The 17,732-nt window shown below is 57.2% G+C and carries 21 protein-coding genes, 1 tRNA gene and 1 riboswitch; of the genes, 4 read left to right on the forward strand and 18 right to left on the reverse strand.

Annotated features, from left to right (window positions below; translation table 11 throughout):
* Window positions 1-114 precede the first annotated feature (114 nt).
* The 9 genes from ABD720_RS12520 to ABD720_RS12560 all read right to left on the reverse strand — a co-directional run bounded on the left by ABD720_RS12520 (window position 115) and on the right by ABD720_RS12560 (window position 8,200).
* Window positions 115-678: a hypothetical protein gene (locus ABD720_RS12520; RefSeq protein WP_344763633.1), complete on the reverse strand. Its 564-nt coding sequence runs from the start codon at window positions 676-678 to the stop codon at window positions 115-117.
* Between the two features lie 475 nt (window positions 679-1,153).
* A complete protein-coding gene (ypfJ, locus tag ABD720_RS12525) occupies window positions 1,154-2,032 on the reverse strand; it encodes a KPN_02809 family neutral zinc metallopeptidase (protein ID WP_344763634.1) in 879 nt (292 codons plus the stop codon).
* 39 nt (window positions 2,033-2,071) lie between these two features.
* Window positions 2,072-2,752, reverse strand: coding sequence for an alpha-ketoglutarate-dependent dioxygenase AlkB family protein (locus ABD720_RS12530; protein WP_344763635.1), 681 nt, complete (start codon window positions 2,750-2,752; stop codon window positions 2,072-2,074).
* A 5-nt stretch (window positions 2,753-2,757) separates the two neighbouring features.
* Window positions 2,758-2,976, reverse strand: a complete 219-nt coding sequence (locus ABD720_RS12535; protein ID WP_344763636.1) for an RNA-binding S4 domain-containing protein — start codon at window positions 2,974-2,976, stop codon at window positions 2,758-2,760.
* A 36-nt stretch (window positions 2,977-3,012) separates the two neighbouring features.
* Window positions 3,013-3,396 carry an MAPEG family protein gene (locus tag ABD720_RS12540; RefSeq protein ID WP_344763638.1) on the reverse strand — a complete coding sequence of 128 codons (384 nt, stop codon included), beginning with the start codon at window positions 3,394-3,396 and terminating at the stop codon, window positions 3,013-3,015.
* A 40-nt stretch (window positions 3,397-3,436) separates the two neighbouring features.
* Complete coding sequence (locus ABD720_RS12545) at window positions 3,437-5,389, reverse strand: S9 family peptidase (protein ID WP_344763639.1); 1,953 nt, start codon at window positions 5,387-5,389, stop codon at window positions 3,437-3,439.
* A 64-nt stretch (window positions 5,390-5,453) separates the two neighbouring features.
* Window positions 5,454-6,344: an RMD1 family protein gene (locus tag ABD720_RS12550; protein ID WP_344763640.1), complete on the reverse strand. Its 891-nt coding sequence runs from the start codon at window positions 6,342-6,344 to the stop codon at window positions 5,454-5,456.
* 61 nt (window positions 6,345-6,405) lie between these two features.
* Entirely contained in the window at window positions 6,406-7,839 is a 1,434-nt protein-coding gene (sbcB, locus tag ABD720_RS12555; RefSeq protein ID WP_344763641.1) for an exodeoxyribonuclease I, read from the reverse strand.
* A 58-nt stretch (window positions 7,840-7,897) separates the two neighbouring features.
* Complete coding sequence (locus ABD720_RS12560) at window positions 7,898-8,200, reverse strand: antibiotic biosynthesis monooxygenase family protein (RefSeq protein WP_344763642.1); 303 nt, start codon at window positions 8,198-8,200, stop codon at window positions 7,898-7,900.
* A 131-nt stretch (window positions 8,201-8,331) separates the two neighbouring features.
* Here ABD720_RS12560 and ABD720_RS12565 point away from each other — a divergent pair, with 131 nt between their 5' ends.
* Window positions 8,332-8,655, forward strand: coding sequence for a hypothetical protein (locus tag ABD720_RS12565; protein ID WP_344763643.1), 324 nt, complete (start codon window positions 8,332-8,334; stop codon window positions 8,653-8,655).
* Window positions 8,656-8,713: 58 nt separating this feature from the next.
* Entirely contained in the window at window positions 8,714-8,938 is a 225-nt protein-coding gene (locus ABD720_RS12570) for a hypothetical protein (protein WP_344763644.1), read from the forward strand.
* A gap of 135 nt (window positions 8,939-9,073) precedes the next feature.
* Here ABD720_RS12570 and ABD720_RS12575 read toward each other — a convergent pair.
* The 9 genes from ABD720_RS12575 to ABD720_RS12615 all read right to left on the reverse strand — a co-directional run bounded on the left by ABD720_RS12575 (window position 9,074) and on the right by ABD720_RS12615 (window position 15,373).
* Window positions 9,074-9,149, reverse strand: a tRNA-Lys gene (locus ABD720_RS12575).
* A 130-nt stretch (window positions 9,150-9,279) separates the two neighbouring features.
* Complete coding sequence (ybgF, locus tag ABD720_RS12580) at window positions 9,280-10,041, reverse strand: tol-pal system protein YbgF (RefSeq protein ID WP_344763645.1); 762 nt, start codon at window positions 10,039-10,041, stop codon at window positions 9,280-9,282.
* 8 nt (window positions 10,042-10,049) lie between these two features.
* Entirely contained in the window at window positions 10,050-10,577 is a 528-nt protein-coding gene (gene pal, locus ABD720_RS12585) for a peptidoglycan-associated lipoprotein Pal (RefSeq protein ID WP_344763646.1), read from the reverse strand.
* Between the two features lie 49 nt (window positions 10,578-10,626).
* Window positions 10,627-11,895 (reverse strand): Tol-Pal system beta propeller repeat protein TolB, encoded by a 1,269-nt coding sequence (gene tolB / locus ABD720_RS12590; protein WP_344763648.1) that lies wholly within the window; start codon window positions 11,893-11,895, stop codon window positions 10,627-10,629.
* 7 nt (window positions 11,896-11,902) lie between these two features.
* Window positions 11,903-12,922 (reverse strand): cell envelope integrity protein TolA, encoded by a 1,020-nt coding sequence (tolA, locus tag ABD720_RS12595; protein ID WP_344763649.1) that lies wholly within the window; start codon window positions 12,920-12,922, stop codon window positions 11,903-11,905.
* Window position 12,923: 1 nt separating this feature from the next.
* Window positions 12,924-13,358: an ExbD/TolR family protein gene (locus ABD720_RS12600; protein WP_344763651.1), complete on the reverse strand. Its 435-nt coding sequence runs from the start codon at window positions 13,356-13,358 to the stop codon at window positions 12,924-12,926.
* A 2-nt stretch (window positions 13,359-13,360) separates the two neighbouring features.
* On the reverse strand, window positions 13,361-14,062 hold the full coding sequence (tolQ, locus tag ABD720_RS12605; protein ID WP_344763652.1) for a protein TolQ: 702 nt from the start codon (window positions 14,060-14,062) through the stop codon (window positions 13,361-13,363).
* Window positions 14,063-14,147: 85 nt separating this feature from the next.
* Window positions 14,148-14,597: a tol-pal system-associated acyl-CoA thioesterase gene (gene ybgC / locus ABD720_RS12610; RefSeq protein ID WP_344763653.1), complete on the reverse strand. Its 450-nt coding sequence runs from the start codon at window positions 14,595-14,597 to the stop codon at window positions 14,148-14,150.
* 26 nt (window positions 14,598-14,623) lie between these two features.
* Window positions 14,624-15,373, reverse strand: a complete 750-nt coding sequence (locus tag ABD720_RS12615) for an SDR family NAD(P)-dependent oxidoreductase (RefSeq protein WP_344763654.1) — start codon at window positions 15,371-15,373, stop codon at window positions 14,624-14,626.
* A 124-nt stretch (window positions 15,374-15,497) separates the two neighbouring features.
* Window positions 15,498-15,605: riboswitch (ZMP/ZTP riboswitch) on the forward strand.
* A 97-nt stretch (window positions 15,606-15,702) separates the two neighbouring features.
* Here ABD720_RS12615 and glyA point away from each other — a divergent pair.
* The gene (gene glyA, locus ABD720_RS12620; protein WP_344763655.1) at window positions 15,703-16,947 is read left to right on the forward strand and encodes a serine hydroxymethyltransferase; all 1,245 of its coding nucleotides are present in this window, start codon (window positions 15,703-15,705) and stop codon (window positions 16,945-16,947) included.
* Between the two features lie 96 nt (window positions 16,948-17,043).
* The gene (gene nrdR / locus ABD720_RS12625; RefSeq protein WP_344763656.1) at window positions 17,044-17,517 is read left to right on the forward strand and encodes a transcriptional regulator NrdR; all 474 of its coding nucleotides are present in this window, start codon (window positions 17,044-17,046) and stop codon (window positions 17,515-17,517) included.
* The last annotated feature ends 215 nt before the right edge of the window (window positions 17,518-17,732 follow it).

Consider the following 17,732-nt stretch of genomic DNA (forward strand, 5'->3'; position numbering starts at 1 on the left):
AGCTCCGGAAAATGATCATTCTCACCATGCTTCCCTCGGCCCAGTTTAGAAGACATTTCTGAAATCACAATGCATTCCGCCTGCACGCAGTTCACCAAAAATCTCTCGCTGACGTCAGTCGTCGTGATTAAGCTGGCTGGCCAGCATGGCGGCCCGCTCGCGACCCGCGGCGCTGAGGGTGATGTGCAGACTGCCGCTATGGACAAAAAATTCTTTTTCACGCTTTAGGGTAGCCGAAAAATTATTCGAGTCATGACAAGCATGGTCCTTGCACACCGAGCGGATCGTATCAAGTGTGGTGTGCTCTGCACCCATCAGGGCATGCGCATGGGCCACCAGCAGCGCTGCGTTGACGGTTTTATTGGCCATGTTGTTGCCGGGCAGGTCTTTTAACAGACGGAGCCTGCCGTCAGTCTGGGTGTACAAATTGGAAAATTTTTCAAGTGCCTGGAGTGCGAGCGGACTGGTTCCGGCTTTCAATGGCAGGCCGGTTTCTGTACCAGGTCGCCATTTGCCGCTGGATGCCACGACCTGGCAAATTACCGTTTTGAGACGGGTTAGCTGGTCAGCGACAAACGACTCGCTGCCTTCGATCTCGATAATGCCTTCACGTGCCGAAACGATGACACGTGCCTTGCTGGTTGAAGACAGCGTGTCTTCACCGACCTTGTTGTACATGACTTCCCCACCGAAAAAGTGATCTGCGAATGATGATGACCGTTGGTCCCATCAGCATCGATGGGATCAACCGCCTGATTGTCGTGCGGTAAAAATGGTGCTGCAAAATGCCTGATGCTGGCGTGACTTGCATCGATCAAAAGACGTGTAGCGCGATCGAGATGTCTTTGATCAGAACGAAGATTAATGGAGTCATATCCGGGTTAATTTGAAACGGCGGTACATCGCCGACTTTTTATAAATAAGTTATCGATATATTATTTTGATGTCGCGCAATCGGGACATCCGAGACGAGCCAGGTACCAGGTGAATTGCCGAATGCACGATTAAGTGGCCGCCTTGCGGCATTGGTTCGGTAGTTCGGTGGGAACGTGCAGAATATTTTTTTGGGACGGTCGTGCCGGAAAGGGCACGCCGTGGAGTCGCATCCGGCGATGTGCTGCCGGATGGATGTGCATGGCTGCGAGAGGGAAGGCTACAGTTGGCGCGCTTTGAAGGTGTCGCAGTCGGCGACCACACCGGTGGCAATGCCGCGCTTGAACCAGCGTACCCGCTGCGCCGAGGTGCCGTGGGTAAATGAGTCGGGAACCACCTGTCCCTGCGATTGGCGCTGCAAGGCATCGTCACCGATTGCGGTGGCGGCGTTCAAGGCCGTCTCGACATCGCCACTTTCAAGAATATTGCGCGCCTCGTTGGCATGAAAGGCCCAGACGCCCGCAAAGCAGTCGGCCTGCAATTCCATGCGCACGGACAGCGCATTCGAGCGTACCTGCGTGGCATTGCGACGCGCTTCATCGACCTTGCCGGCAATGCCCATCAGGTTCTGTACGTGATGACCGACTTCATGGGCAATCACGTAGGCCTGGGCGAATTCGCCTTCGACATTGAAGCGCTCCCGCATCAGCTTGTAGAAGCTCAGGTCGATATATACCTTCTGGTCAGCCGGGCAATAGAACGGGCCTGCCGCGCTTTGTCCCTGGCCGCAGCTGGTCGGTGTGCTGCCACTGAACAGGATCAGTTTCGGTTTGATGTAACTGGCGCCCTCGGCACGAAACAACGTTGTCCAGACATCTTCCGTATCGGCCAGGACGACCTTCACGAAGCGGGCCGCTTCGTCATTGGCCGGCGGCGCTTTGGCGGGGGACTGTTGCGTGGTTGGGCCAACACCGCCGCCGCTGAGCAGGCTGATGACCGTAGCCGGATTGATCCCGAAAAAATACGACGCGGCCAGTGCGATCGCAATCGTACCGATTCCTACCGAGCGTCCGCCCAATCCGAATCCGCCGCCTCCGCCGCCGCCATCACCGCGGCGGTCTTCCACATTGTCGCTTTCGCGGTTGCCATCCCATTTCATGTTGCAGTCCTTGCTGGTTGTCTTGAACGATGTCGTGAACTATCCGTCGCCGTTTATAGCATGTGCCGGTCGCGCCCCCGAGTGTGCTGGCACGCATGCATCTGAAAAAACCTGGCGAAATGTCAGGTTGATGCGGGCCTCGCAATGCTGCCGCGATTTGCCCAGCGCGTGCTTCCAGAAGCGCTGGGTCGATCCCGCCATCAGAAGCAGGCTGCCATCATCCAGCGCCAGCGACACGGTGTTCAGGTCGCGCCGGTTCTTGTGCCTGAGCTGGAACAAGCGCGTGGCGCCGAGACTGAGCGAGGCGATCACGGGAGCGTCACCGAGCACGCTTTCGTCATCGCTGTGCCAACCCATGCTGTCGTGCTGATCGCGATACAAATTCAGCAGCACGGTATTGAAACGGCAGCCTGCCGCATGTTCCACGTCGTCGCGTATCTGCCGCAGCGCAGGCGTCCACGGCTGCATGGGCAGAGTCAGCCCGGAGTAGGTATAGATCACGCCGGTATCCCCATGGGCCGCGACCAGGCGCGGTTGCCAGTGCCGTTTGCCGAATAGCGTGAGTTGCTCGTGCCGCCAGGCGGTGTCGTCGATCAAGCCGCGTTGCAGCGCCGAGCAGGTCGCCGCAGGATAGAAATTGCGCTGGAAACGCAGGTCGCCATCCGGTAGCGGCAAGGATTCCAGCCCCCGATCTGTCCCGGCAAACAAATCCGGGGTCATCCGCGTCAGCCGGCTTTTACTTGGATACGTACGCCGTTCAGGCTGACCACCTGGCCGTCGCGAATCTTGCAGGTTTTGCGCAATTCGTTGCGACCATCGACCGAGACATTGCCACCGGCAACCAGCATTTTTCCGGCGCCGCCGCTGTCGCAAATGCCGACCAGCTTCAGCAACTGGTTCAGTTCGACAAATTCATCGTTCAATTCAAAGTCAATTTTTTGCATGGATTTTTCAGGTAATGTCAGGAATCAGGAAACCAGTCAGCTCGCATAGGCGGCAATGCCGAACAGGGCAAGCACGCAGCCGTAACCTGCAATCCAGGCCAGTGAGCGCAGCGTCGGTTTATCCGCCAGGTAGAGCGCGGTGTACAGCAGGCGTGCCGCAATGAAACCGACGGCAAGTGCATCCAGATATTCAGGATTGGCATCGACCTGTTCGGCAATTAGCACCGCTGCAGCAAAAAACGGGAAGGCTTCGAAGTGGTTGCGATGGGCGTAATCGGCACGGCGCCGCATTCCCTGTAATTTGTCCATCCAGGCGCGCGGTGCGGCATTGTCATAGTCACTGCGCCCGGCTTTGGCGACGATGACGGTCAGGAGCGGCATCACGCCAGCAATCAGGATGCACCAGTAAGCAATATTCATGTTGTTCCTGTCAGGTCAATGAGTGATGAGGCACCGGCAATCAATCAGGCAGATTGTCGATGGCAACGGGTTCGATATTATCGGCTGGCAGGAAGCCGAAAACACGGCCATAAAAATACAATTCTGCCTCCAATGCGCGCCGGATATTCTCGGCGCGCCGGAAGCCGTGCGCCTCGCCATCAAACCGGATGTACGCCACCGGCAAGCCCTTGGCGCGCACGGCATCGAACATCAGCTGCGCCTGCGCTGGCGGCACGACACGGTCTTCCATCCCCTGGAACAGGATCAGCGGGCTGGCCAGCTTGTCCGTGAAATGAATCGGCGAACGCGCGACATAGATATCCTTGCGTGCCGGATACGGGCCAACCAGGCTGTCGAGGTAGCGCGATTCGAATTTGTGGCAATCCCGTGCCAGCGTCTCGAGATCACTGACGCCGTAGTAGCTGGCACCGGCCTTGAAGACATCATGGAAGGTAAGGGCGGCCAGCGCCGTGTAGCCACCGGCACTACCACCGCGTATCGCCAGTTTTTCGGGATCGGCGGCGCCTTCTGCCACCAGAAAGCGTGCCGCATTGAGCGCGTCGTCGACATCGACCACGCCCCAGTTGCCATTGAGCCGCTGGCGATAGGCGCGTCCATAACCGGTGCTGCCACCGTAATTGACATCGACCACCGCAAAGCCGCGGCTGGTCCAGAACTGGATCGACAGGTTCAGGGTCGCGCTGGCTGCCGAGGTCGGGCCGCCATGATTGAAGACCAGCAGTGGCGGACGGGTGCCGGCCGGCGCTGTGAAATCGCGATTGGCTGGTGCGTAATAAAAGGCATGCGAGAAGGCATGCGAAACTTGCGCATCCGTGGTCGGAAACGTGATCGCCCGTGGCACCGACAGATACCCCGCATCCACCTGCAACGAGATTGCCCGCTTCAGCACCTGATGCGTGCGTGTGGTCAGATCGAGCCGGACGATGGCATCCGCGCTGGTGGGCGCACCACCGATGAAGACCACGAAATCACGGCCCACTTTCAGGTCGCCAATCTTGCGGAATGGCGTCGTGATGTCGTCGAGCAGACCCGACTCGGGATCGAGCAATGCGAGATGCCAGTCGCCTTCCTGGGCATAGCTGCAAACGATCCTTCCCGTGCCATCGAAGCCATAGGTCGAGATACCGAGATTCCAGAGCGGCCGGCCAAATTCTGCCGCCATCGGACACAGGGCCTGAACGCTGCCGTCGCGCAGGCGGTACAGATTCCACCAGCCACTTTGTTCGGAAATGAAGTGCAATTCGCCCGCGGGCGACCAGGCTGGCTGGAACACCGGGTCGTCGCTGCTGCCGGCCACCTGTCGCGCGCCAGCGAGCGTGCCATCGTCGGCGACGGCGGCGCACCACAGCGTCGTGCCGTCCCAGGGCATGTTCGGATGATCCCAGCAGAGCCAGGCCAGCTGGCTGCCATCCGGACTCAGGCGCGGCGCAGCATAAAAATCATGTCCGGTCAGCAGCACCGTTTCGCTGCCATCGTCGAGGTCGATCGCGACCACGGTGTTGACCGCTTCGCGCGCCGTGTCGCCATGATTTTCGCGGATGCAGATCAGTCGGTGGTGACGGCGGTCGAGCGTAGCGTCGGCAAAGCGGCGGGCGCCAGCGGCAGTGAGCGCCTGCGGTGCTACGTTGCCGGTCTGGCGATACACGCGCTGATCAGTGAAATTGGAAAAATAGACCGTGTCGCCATCGATCAGCAGCGCACCGCCACCGTATTCGTGGACCCGAGTGCGCGCATTGAAACCGGTCGGTGTGAGGTCGCTGGTCTGGCCGTCGGCATCACAGCGAACGATCACGCTGCGACCCTGTTCGCGGGCGCGACCCTCGATCCAGAAAATCGCATCGCCGGCGATGGTGGGCTGGTCCAGTCCAACGGATTCGGCGACGATGGCCGCCGAGGTGATCGGCGAGCGCCATGCGCCGTAGGGTGCGATGTCTTGCTGAGGATGATTCATTGCTGCTTTCCTGTGCGTTTTTGGTGGGCGGTGCTGTGCTGTGCTGTGCTGAATACCGGATTGCTCAGTGGGCCAGGCGTTCCCACAGCGCGACCACCAGTTCGATCATGATCAATAAAACGATGTACCACTCGACCCGATGCGAGCTCTGATACCGCACGGTTTCGACCAGCGTGTCGGCGGTGCGCGAGAGCGTCGCCAGCTTGCGTTCGAGCGCAACTGCCCGTTCGCGCAATTCATAGTCACCTTCCAGACGCGCATACAGGCCGTTCAGATGCGGGTTATCCCACAGCACATCGGGACGATCCATCACTTCGGCGCGACCGGTCAGGCGATGTTCGGACAACAGCATGCTGCCGACGGCCTTGAGCAGTTCGCTGGATTTCACGGAGAACTTGCCGTCATCGGCCAGGTCTTGCGCAAGTGGTTCGATGCGGTCGAAGTCGGTGGCGGCGCGGCGTTCCTGGAACGACAGCATCGCCGCTTTCGACAGCGCTTCGGCCAGCAATTGCAGGCGCTCCAGATCGGCGCTGCGGATGCGTACCTTGGAGCCGTACGGACCTTCATCGGCCAGCGCGTCGATCGTGACCCAGACGGTTTCTTCGGTGCGCACATCGCCGGCACCGCTCATGTTTTCTTGCAAGCCACTGAGCAACCACTCGCGGTCGCCCGGTTCTTCGGCAAACAGCGCCACGGCACCGTACCGGAAAATCGCCGCCACGCCACCGCCCGGCAAGCGCGTCATCCACGGCGACTGGCCGATGATGGGGAGCTGTCCGGTGGTGCGGATGTCGATGCGCTCGGCGACGATCAGTGCACTGGCCTGGAACTGGTCGGCGCTGATCAGCAATTTGGCGACCCGCTGTCGCAGACCCTTGACGGTGGCGTCGTCGGACGCCTTGTTATCGGGGCTGCGCGGACGTGGCTTGCGGATGGTTGGCGGCGGTCGATTCATGGAGGCTTTGCGGGAAGAAAAGTTGACCCTTACGATAACCGACTTTGCGCGGATTCCGGAATCAGTGCGGTGCCGGGGCGATCAGTTCGACATACTCGTACAACGCGCCAAGGATTTCTTCACCGCGTTCATCGGCCGTTTCCGAGAGGGCGTCGATTTCACCGAACAGTGCATCGACGGTGCGGGCACCGGCACTGCCTTCGAATAACCGATCACTGCGATGTTGTTCCCAACGCTCTGATTCCTCCGCCGCCAGCGTGGCCGGAAAATTGCGCGCACGGTAGCGAAACACCAGTTCTTCCAGTCGTGGGTCATCGAAGCCGGGTCGCGCCTTGGCCAGTGCCGCCGGTGACAGCGCGCGCAATTCGGTGAGCTTGCGCCGGTCGCCATTACCGATGAAGCCGCCGTACAGGTCTTCGTCGACATCCGGTGTTGCCTCTTCCGGGCGCTGGAATACTTGCTGCCAGATCGCACTCATGTCCGGCAGTGCCGCGGCAATCCCGGCATGTTGCTGTGCGACGCCGAGATCAATCTGCCAGCGTTCGGCCATCGGTGCCGACAGCGTCTTGAGGTTGCTGACCACCATCGGCGATTTATTGAGGTGGATGGTTTTGATCGGCAGTCGCGTCATCCCTTCCGGCAAATCGGCGGTTTTGGTGAACATGCGGGTACGTATCGTGGCGGCGTCCAGCGTTGCCAGCTCGGATGGATCGGCCGACAGATCCCAGCTGATGACTTCGTTCTTGTTGGTGGGATGAACCGCCAGCGGCCACATCACGCCGAGGCATCCGTACTCCGCCGGAAACATCCCCGAGACATGCAGGAAAGGCCGTTGCACCGGCAGCCCGATCTCGGCACTGACACGATCTTTCTTGTGCAGCGAAAAACAGAAATCGAACAGCTTCGGTTGCTGCTGGCGTATCAGTCGTGCCAGCGCAATCGTGGCGCGCACATCGGACAGTGCATCGTGCGCAGCAGCGTGGGCAATCCCATTCGCCTTGGTCAATAGCTCCAGCCGAAAGCTCGGCTTGCCCTCGTCATTGCGCGGCCAGACGATGCCCTCCGGGCGCAGCGCATACGTCATGCGCACGACATCCATCAGATCCCAGCGGCCGCACTGGTTTTGCCATTCACGTGCATACGGATCAATCAGATTGCGCCAGAACATGAAGCGCGTGATCTCGTCATCGAAACGGATCGTGTTGTAACCCACACCGACGGTGCCGCTGACCGAAAACGCCTGCTCGATGGCTGCCGCAAATGCGAACTCGGGCAAGCCGCGTGCAAGGCAGACCTGCGGCGTGATTCCCGTGATCAGGCAGGATTGCGGATCGGGCAAATAGTCATTCGCCGGCTGGCAATACAGCATGATGTCGTCGCCGATTTCGTTGAGTTCGGCATCGGTGCGGATCGCCGCAAACTGTGCCGGGCGATCACGACGGGTTTGCACGCCAAAGGTTTCGTAGTCGTGCCAGAGAAAAGTATGTGGTGACATCGTAGTCCGGGTGGATGGCGCGATCGCGCGATCGCGCAATAGTCGATAGCGGAGTCGCTCAGGCGGATTTGCTCAGCAGCGTGAAGTGCTCGACCACGGGTGGTGCTGCGAAGAAGGGGCCGACAATCCCGCGCCATTCCTGGAAGGCTGCGGATTCGCGAAAGTCGACGGTATGATTTTCCAGCGTGTCCCAGTAAATCATCAGCACGTACCGTTCCGGGGATTCGACACTTTTATTGATCTTGAAGCCGCGAAAGCCGACGGCCTTGCTGATGGCTTGTTCGACGCCACGGGCGATGGCAACATCGAATTCGGCTTGCTTGCCGGGCTGGATGCGAATGTCTGCGAGTTCGAGAATCATGATGACCTGTACGTGGTGTTGGGCGGACAGTGATTATCCCATTGAATCGATGGTCAGCGGAACGTGCGCGGGGTAGAGTCTTGCCGAAGTTTTACTAAGCCGTTTCTCTAACCCGTTGATCCGACATCGCGATGCCACGCCACCACCATCATGTCTATGTGATCGAGCTTTCCCGCGAGGTGCTGTATGAAGCCCGCTTTCGGAAAGCCAATCCTGATTACCTGCCCGGCCAGCCCTGCGTGTATGTTGGCATGACCGGACTGGACCCGGATGTGCGTTTCGACAAACACATGGCGGGTATCCAGGCCAACAAGTTTGTGAAGGCGTACGGCTTGCGCCTGCTGCCGCATCTGTATGCGATCTATAACCCGATGCCGTATCACGCAGCGTGCGACATGGAAGTGGAAGTCGGCATCAGTTTGCGCGAGGCGGGTTACGGCGTCTGGCAGGCGTAATGGCGTGCGCTTGCGCGGCGGTATCATGGCGCTGTTTTTAAATCAGTGAGGATGTGCAATGGCAAAGATTGAAGATGTCGTGCAGCGACAAAAGGAAGGCGCCCGATTTGTCATCACGGCACCGATGCTGGGATTGACCGAGCAGGAGTTTGATGTGCTGGCGAGCGACTGGGTGGAATACGGCGGTGCCGGATTCGAGGTGGCCGGTGTGCCGCATCGGACGTGCATAGACGGAGAATTTTTCATCAACCGGATCACGGTGGTGAAATTGCCGGTGGTGTAGTGGTGCGTGACAGCGGACCGGCAGCGCGGTCCGTGTTGTCGCGTTGGCAGACATGGCGCTGCACGTGTTTTGGCCAAAAAAAAGCCCACATCGCTGTGGGCTTTTTAGTACCAATTACTACATACTACTTATTCGTGGTAGGCCGTGCGGGATTCGAACCTGCGACCAACGGATTAAAAGTCCGCTGCTCTACCAGCTGAGCTAACGACCCGAAAGACCAAGATTATAAGAACTAAGACCCTGTCTGTCAAATGAACCGGGATGAATTGTATAAACTAATTTGCGGGAGTCGGATGATCGCCTGAATTGGCAGCTCCGGCTCACGCAACCATCCCGTCAAATCAACGTAATCCGGCCAGTCGTTCCTTGGCGGTTTGTGCCGCCGGGGAGTTCGGATATTGCGACACCAGACTTTCCAGTGCTTTCTTTGCAGCTGGACGATCTTTCAGCTCGGCGTGGCTACTGGCAATGTTCAGCCAGGCGTCAGCCGCCTTCGGACTGTCCGGATAATTCTTGATCACTGCCTGCTGTGCCGTAATCGCATTGCGGTAATCACGCTGCGCATAGTAGGCCGTGCCAAGAAAATACTGCGCCGAGGCCGCAAAGCCCGAGTCGGGATAGCGCCGCAGGAAGTCGAAGAATGACGCACTGGCATTCTTGTAGTCACCTGCCTTGAACAACGCCAGTGCTGCTTCGTAGGTTTTTTGCTCGGCAGGTTCGACATTGGTTTCTTTGCCATCAACGGTCAGCTTTTGCGGTTCCAGCTTGCGCAAGCGTGTGTCGAGGTCAATGTAGAAATCCTTTTGCCGTTGCTGCGTGTTGGCCAGATCGTTGGTCAGCAGTTCCAGTTGTCCGCGCAATTTTGCGACTTCCTGGCGGAGCTGTTCGTTCTGGCTGGCGACATCGAGCAAGCTGTTCTTGTCGGCTTTCGCTTCCAGCTTGACATCGACATCGCGCCTGAGCCCGTCGATCCGGTTACGTATGTCGAGGATGGCCTTGCGCGCCTCTTCATCGTCAAACAGCCCGGCCCGGGCGGGTAGGGTGAAGGAAGACGCTGCGGCCAGCAGGGCCACAGCAAAAATGGATTTTTTGAAGCGCGTCATGGCGATAATCAATAAACGATGTCAGCGCGACGGTTTTCGGTCCAGGCAGCTTCGTCGCTACCTGTGGCTTTCGGCTTTTCCTTGCCCATCGAGACTGCTTCCATCTGGCCTTCGGAGACACCCAGCAAGCTCAGCGATTTGCGCACGGCTTCCGAACGTTTCTGGCCGAGGGCCAGGTTGTATTCGCGGCCACCGCGATCATCGGTATTGCCCTGGATGATGATCTTGCGTGATTTGTTGGCGTTCAGGTATTTGGCATGCGCGTCGACGACCGACTTGAACTCGTCCTTGACGACATAGCTGTCATAGTCGAAATACACACTGCGTTTTGCCAGTACGCCTTGCGGATCATTCAGCGGATCGGTTGAACCGGCATTGACCGTGTTCACGGTGCGTGGATCGGCTGCAGGGTTCGTCATGCCTGACGTGCCGGAGCGATCTTCGACCGGTGGTTTTTCATCGAGCTTGGTCGATGAACATGCAGAAAACAGCAAGGTGCTTGCAGCGATGATGGCAAGGGTCGACAAGGTACGCATTTAGTTCTCCTGATGAGGGTAATGAAAACGTTATGAGGTGACGGATCTCTTATTTGATGAACGGTCCCCAGGTCGGTTCGCGGATATCACCAGCCTGGGTGGTCAGGCGTTGCTTCACCCGACCGTCGACGGATACTACCGCAAGCGAACCACGGCGACCCGATTCGGTCGCGTACATGATGTATTTGCCGTTCGGTGAAAAGCTGGGTGACTCGTCTTTGGCGGTGTCCGAAAGACGTTGTTCCTGACCGTTCGACAGATCCATTGCGTACAACTGAAATCCGCTATCGCGGCGTGAAATATACGCCAGCGTTTTGCCATCGGGCGAGACACGCGGACTGATGTTGTAGGCACCCTTGAAGGTCACGCGTTGCGCGTCGCCGCCACTGACCGGCATCTTGTAAATTTGTGGCCCACCGCTGCGATCACTGGTGAAATAAATACTTTGTCCATCGGCAGAAAATTGTGGCTCGGTATCAATGCCGCTGGTCGACGTCAGGCGTCGTAAACCGGACCCGTCGGCGTTCACGATATAGGATTGCGTCAGTCCGTCCCGTGACAGTGCAATCGCCAGCCGCGTGCCATCGGGCGACCACGATGGTGCCGAATTGCTGCCCTTGTAATTTGCCAGCACGGTGCGTTGGCGGGTCAGCAGATTCTGTACATACACGACCGGTTTCTTGTTTTCAAACGACACATACGCGACGCGGGTGCCATCCGGTGACCAGGCCGGTGAAATGATCGGCTCGTTGGACCGCAATGCGACGTTGGTGTCTTCGCCATCGGCATCTGCCACTTCAAGGCGGTACTCCTTGCCTGACTTGGTGACGTAGGCGATTCGCGTTGCGAAGGCACCCCGGGTACCCGTCAGTTTTTCGTAGATATCGTCGGCTATTTTGTGTGCCGTCACGCGCGTGCGGTCTGCCGGCGCAGACAACGACAAGGCCGACAATTGCGCACTCTTGACGGTATCGAGCAATTTGTAGCGCACATCGTAGCGGCCATCCGCCAGGCGCTGGACGCTGCCGATCACCAGCGCATCGGCGCCGCGGGATTTCCAGTCGCCATAGTTGATGCTGGCGGTTTCTGACAGCGTTGCACCTGCATCGATGATCTTGAAAAATCCGCTGCGGGCCAGGTCTGCCTTGATGATCGCACTGACTTGTGCCGGTGCGATGGATTCATCGGCAAAGGCGGCGACGGCGATAGGGATCTGGTTTGCGCCGACACCGGCGATGTCGACACGCAGTTGCGCCTGGGCGCCGGTGGCGAGCACCAGTCCAAGTGCGCCGAGGGTAGTCACAAAATATTTTTTCATGGGCTGATCAATCTTTGGGTTTGTGGGACACGGTGAAGCCGGAAGGCGCCGTACCCGATTTATCGGCAGGGAATGGTTGGGATTTTTCGATCGCACGGCGCACTGCTTCATCGAAACCGGGTACACCCGACGACTTCAGTTTGCGCATGCCGCGTAACGACCCATCCGGTAGCAGTTCGACTGCGTATTCGACGGCTGGATTCCCTTCGACCGTTTCGGCACCATTGAATACGGTGTTCGATTTGATCTTTGCGCCGACCTTCTGGATGTAACTCGGGTCGCCGCGTGGACCCTGGCTTTTTGGTGCGTCGCCGGTTCCGCCGGTGCCGACGGCGACACCAGTGATGCGCTTCATTTCATCGTCGCGGGCCTTGGCGAGCCTTTTGTTGTCGGCGTCATCCTGCTTGCGTTTCTTGTCGAGGTCGGCTTTTTTCAGGTCGTCTTTTTTCTGCTTGTCCAGCTTGTCCTGCTTTTCTTGTGTCTCCAGCTTGGCCTGCTTGTCGAGCTTTTCCTTGAGGTCCAGCTTGGCCTGCTTTTCCTGTTTTTCCAGCTTCTCTTTTGCTTCCTGTTTGGCGAGCTTGTCCTGCTTCTCTTTGTCGAGCAGCTTTTCTTTCGCCAGTTTTTTCAGCTTCTCCTGGTGTTCTTCTTCAAGCCGTTCCTTGAGTTGTTCCGCCTTGCGCTTTTTTTCCTGTTCGAGCGCGATATCGGGTGGCTTGATTGGCTCGATCTTTTCAACAGGCTTTGGTGGCGCTTTTTGTATCGGTGCCGGAATTTCTTTCACCACTGGTTTGGGTTCAGGCCGTACTTCAGGCTGAGGCTCCGGTTCCGGACGCGGCTTGGGCGCAGCTTCACGAATCTGTGGACTCCAGATCTCGGCTTCCACCGCAACCGGCGTCTCGCTTTGCCAGCTGATTCCGATCCACAGCAGTGCCAGCAAGGCGCCATGAACCGCAATCGCCATGGCAATAGCGCGCCCGCGACCCGGCTCTTTGGGTATGGAATAAGGTGCCACCGGTTTCATGACCATGTCAGGATTTGGTCGCGAGGCCGACCCGCGTAATGCCGAATTTCTTGGCCTCTGAAATAATCTGGATGACATCGTCGTAGCGGCTTTCCTTGTCGCCAGAGATCATCACTGGCAATTCCGGATTCGCCTCGTGGATGTCGCGCAGCTTTTTCATCAGGTCGCTACGACTGGACGCGGACTCCGGTTGTGCGCCGCCGCTTTTTTGACCATTGATGCCGATGGTGGAGGCGGAATCAGGCTTGAGGGAAATCTGAATATATTCGGTCGGCGGCAGCGATGATTTTTCTGCGCTGGGCAAATTGATCACGCCAGGATTAGTGATGGGCGCCGCCACCATGAAAATAATCAGCAGCACCAGCATCACGTCAATGTAGGGCACGACATTGATTTCAGCCTTGAATTTGCGGGTACGATTGCCGCGCATCGATGAGCTCATGGTCAGTTTGCCTGACGCTGAAGAATATTCGAAAACTCCTCGACGAAGCTTTCGAAACGGATCGATAACCGATCGATGTCATGCGAAAAGCGGTTGTACGCAACCACGGCCGGGATGGCGGCGAACAGCCCGATGGCAGTCGCGATCAGCGCTTCGGCAATGCCTGGTGCGACCGCTGTCAATGTGGCCTGCTGCACATTGGCGAGTCCGCGAAATGAATTCATGATGCCCCACACGGTGCCGAACAGTCCGACGTAAGGGGAGACCGAGCCGACTGAAGCCAGGAACGACAAGTGCGATTCAAGGGCATCCATTTCACGCTGATAGGCAGCGCGCATGGCGCGTCGGGCGCCATCAATCAGTACTGCGGAGTCCCCGGGAGTGCGCTGGGACATCGAGGCTTTGCCTTTGTTGAACTCGCTCATGCCGGCAGCAAAAATCCGTTCCTGTGCTCCGGTAACGGCACCGGTACGTCGGCGGGTCGATGCTGCATCCTGATAGAGCGTGTTCAGGTCGCCGCCCGCCCAGAAGGCGCGTTCGAATTCTTCGGTCTGCAACTGAGCGTTTTTGATCGCGAATACTTTGCGAAAGATATAGGTCCAGCTCATGACGGATACCGCGAGGAGCAGTGCCAGTACCAGTTGCACCAGTATCGATGCGTTGGCGATCAGGGAAAGAAAAGAGAGGTCTTGGGTGACGGTCATTGAGGGTCTGTTCGGTTTGCAGCTGTTAATCGGGTGAATCGGGTGAAGCGTTCAAATAGACGGCAACGGATGTTCATCGCAGCGTTTATTCCCGGATGCGATTCAAAATGTCTTGCGGGATTGCGCTAGGCCGGAAGCTGTCGCAGCCGACGCAACCGACCTTGATCCTGCCTTCGGCAAGCAACATTGAGCCGGATGCAGTGACTTTCCACGCTTTCTGAAAAAACTGTACCGACGCCCGTCCAAGCCGTTCGACCGCAACAGTTAGTTTCAGTTCATCATCTAATTTTGCGGGGGCATGATAGTCGACGCTGGTGCTCTTCACGACGAACATGACACCGTCCGATTCGGACAGTGCCTGTTGCCCGATGCCCGCAGCACGCAACCATTCGGTACGGGCACGTTCGAAAAATTTCAGATAGTTGGCGTAGAAGACCACACCACCTGCGTCGGTATCCTCGTAATACACTCGAATCGTCCAGCTAAATTCTGACTGCGGGATGCTGTCTGGTAGGCGCTGATTGGCTGCGTTCATCGAAGGCGTGTTTTATGGGTGGCGTTTTATGGATTGCGTTTAATGGTGAATGGCGAGAATCCCTGACATGTTGGCATCATTTCAACATAATTGATGTTCACGTGTGCTGGCAAGGTCGCGATCCAATAGGCGGTTTCGGCGATGTCGATGGCGCTCAGCGGTACCGTTCCTTCGTATACTTTTGCTGCCGCGGCGTCGTTGCCTTTCATGCGGACGTTCGAGAATTCGGTACCGCCCGACAGGCCGGGTGCGATATTCGAGGCACGTACACCGGTTCCGACCAGGTCGGCCCGCAAGTTGATCGTGAATTGATCCACGAATGCCTTTGTTGCGCCATATACATTGCCGCCCGGGTACGGGTAGGCACCGGCGGTCGATCCGATGTTGATGACCGTGCCGCGGCCACGCTCGACCATTTGCGGAAGAATCAGGCGCGTCATCGAGACCAAGCCCTTGCAGTTGGTTTCGATCATGGTTTCCCAGTCATCGAGGGATGCTTGCTGGGCAGGCTCAACGCCAAGTGCCAGTCCGGCGTTATTGATCAGGACATCGATTTCGCACCAGTCCGCTGGCAGGCTTGCCAGTGCGTGCTTGATTGATTCTTTGTCAGTGACATCCATTTCTACGGCCAGCACGCTGGCGCCGAGTTCGGTACTGAGTGCGTCGAGTCGATCGCGCCTGCGGCCGGTTGCAATGACCTGGTGTCCGTTCGCGGCAAATTTGCGTGCCATTTCGGCGCCGAAGCCAGATGTAGCGCCAGTGATGAGAATAATCATGGTTTTCCTTTGTGTGGTTCGAACTGACAATGGTCAAAATTGTAGCCGAAACGGCCACTACGATCCGCGCGGATTGTCGGCTGTCTTGCTGAAAGCAGCGCGTTCACTTACAATTTCGTACCATTTCAGCTCACGTGACTGGCGAAAAGTCGGCTTTTTTCAAAGCCGACGACAAGGTGGATACCACCGGGGAACGTGAGATTTTCATCAGCCGTTCGCCTGGGCAGCCCAAAAATGGAGCGCACGACTGAGGCTGCCTGTCACTTCCTATTGGCGCCTCAGTTGATCTTTGCAATGACCTATTGCACGTTCATCGATTGGAGTACCCCATGTTCAATAAAGACCTCACCATCGCCAAGACTGACCCGGAATTGTGGGCAGCAATGCAACTGGAAACAGCGCGCCAGCAAGATCACATCGAGTTGATCGCTTCTGAAAACTACGCGTCGCCTGCGGTGATGGAAGCGCAGGGTTCGCAGCTCACCAACAAGTACGCTGAAGGCTATCCAGGCAAGCGTTATTACGGTGGTTGCGAATATGTCGACGTGGCTGAAACGCTTGCGATTGATCGCATCAAGCAATTGTTTGGTGCAGAAGCCGCCAATGTGCAACCGAATTCCGGTTCCCAGGCAAACCAGGCGGTGTTTTTTGCCGTATTGAAACCGGGCGATACGATTTTGGGTATGTCCTTGGCTGAAGGCGGTCATCTGACGCACGGTATGTCACTTAACATGTCCGGCAAATGGTTCAAGGCGGTTTCTTATGGCTTGAATGCCGCAGAAGAAATCGACTATGAAGCGATGGAGGCGTTGGCTCGGGAGCACAAGCCGAAACTGATTATTGCCGGCGCATCAGCCTATTCGCTGCGGATCGATTTCGAGCGCTTTGCAAAAATTGCAAAGGAAGTCGGAGCTTACTTCCTGGCTGATGTGGCGCACTACTCGGGACTGATCGCTGCTGGTGTTTATCCTAGCCCGGTGCCGCACGCCGATTTCGTGACGTCGACGACGCACAAGTCGTTGCGTGGACCGCGCGGCGGAATCATCCTGATGAAAGCCGAGTTCGAAAAAATGATCAATTCGGCGATCTTCCCCGGAATTCAGGGTGGGCCGCTGATGCACGTGATTGCGGCTAAAGCGGTTGCGTTCAAAGAAGCGCTGTCGCCAGAGTTTAAGATTTACCAGCAGCAAGTGGTGAAAAACGCCGATGCGCTTGCAAAAGCCTTGATCCAGCGCGGATTGCGTATTGTGTCCGGGCGTACCGAGTCGCATGTCATGCTGGTGGATTTGCGATCGAAGAACATCACAGGGAAAGAGGCTGAAGCCATTCTTGGTTCGGCGCACATGACCTGTAATAAAAATGCGATTCCAAACGATCCCGAAAAGCCATTCGTGACTTCGGGTATTCGACTGGGAAGTCCGGCAATGACAACCCGTGGATTCACCGAAGTGGAAGCTGCCAAGGTTGGTCATCTCATCGCGGACGTGCTGGACAATCCGCATGATGCGGCAACGATCGAGCGGGTGAAAACAGAAGTGCAGCAACTCACGAAGGCTTTCCCTGTCTACGGTTGATTTGGAAAAAAAGGGGGCCGGTTTTGGTGCCGGTTCCTGCGTAGCCCGGAACGCCTTGGGCCCTTACTTTAAGTGCCACTGTCCGGTATCTGCAAAATGAAATGTCCATTCTGTCAGCACGGCGACACGCAGGTATTAGATACGCGTGTGTTGGAAGAGGGCGATGCCATACGCCGGCGGCGGCGCTGCGCGAATTGTGAGAAGCGTTTCATTACCTATGAGCGCATCGAACTGATCATGCCTGCTATCGTCAAAAAGAACGGCAGCCGGACCGAATTCAATTCCAGCAAGTTGCGTGGAAGCCTGATGCTTGCGTTGCGTAAGCGTCCGGTCCCTGCCGAAGCAGTCGACGCAGCGGTTCATTGCATTGAAGAAAAAATTCGGTCCAGTGGCGAGCGCGAAGTGACTTCCGGGTATATCGGCGAACTGGTCATGCATGAGCTCAAACGCCTCGACAAGATTGCCTATATCCGATTTGCGTCGGTCTACAAGAGTTTCGAGGATGTCGCTGAATTTCAAGCAGTGATCGCGGAGATCGGGCACGAACGTAAGTCTGACAAGAAACCTTGAAATTATTTATACCAAATACTTGCCAGCCTTCCGGGGTATTTGATATAGTTCGGCTCCCGTCGAGAGACGGGCAGCAGTACGCAGTAAGTAAGGGTTTGAAGCGCAGGCGTTCTTTTGGTAGCAGTTGATCAAGGAGCGCAGGTTTTGCTGGCAGTAACCAGCAGAACACGGCAACGAAACAGTTGACGGCAGCGCGGCAAACCTCCATACTCTCG

Source organism: Actimicrobium antarcticum, from assembly GCF_039536745.1.
Taxonomy (GTDB): domain Bacteria; phylum Pseudomonadota; class Gammaproteobacteria; order Burkholderiales; family Burkholderiaceae_D; genus Actimicrobium; species Actimicrobium antarcticum.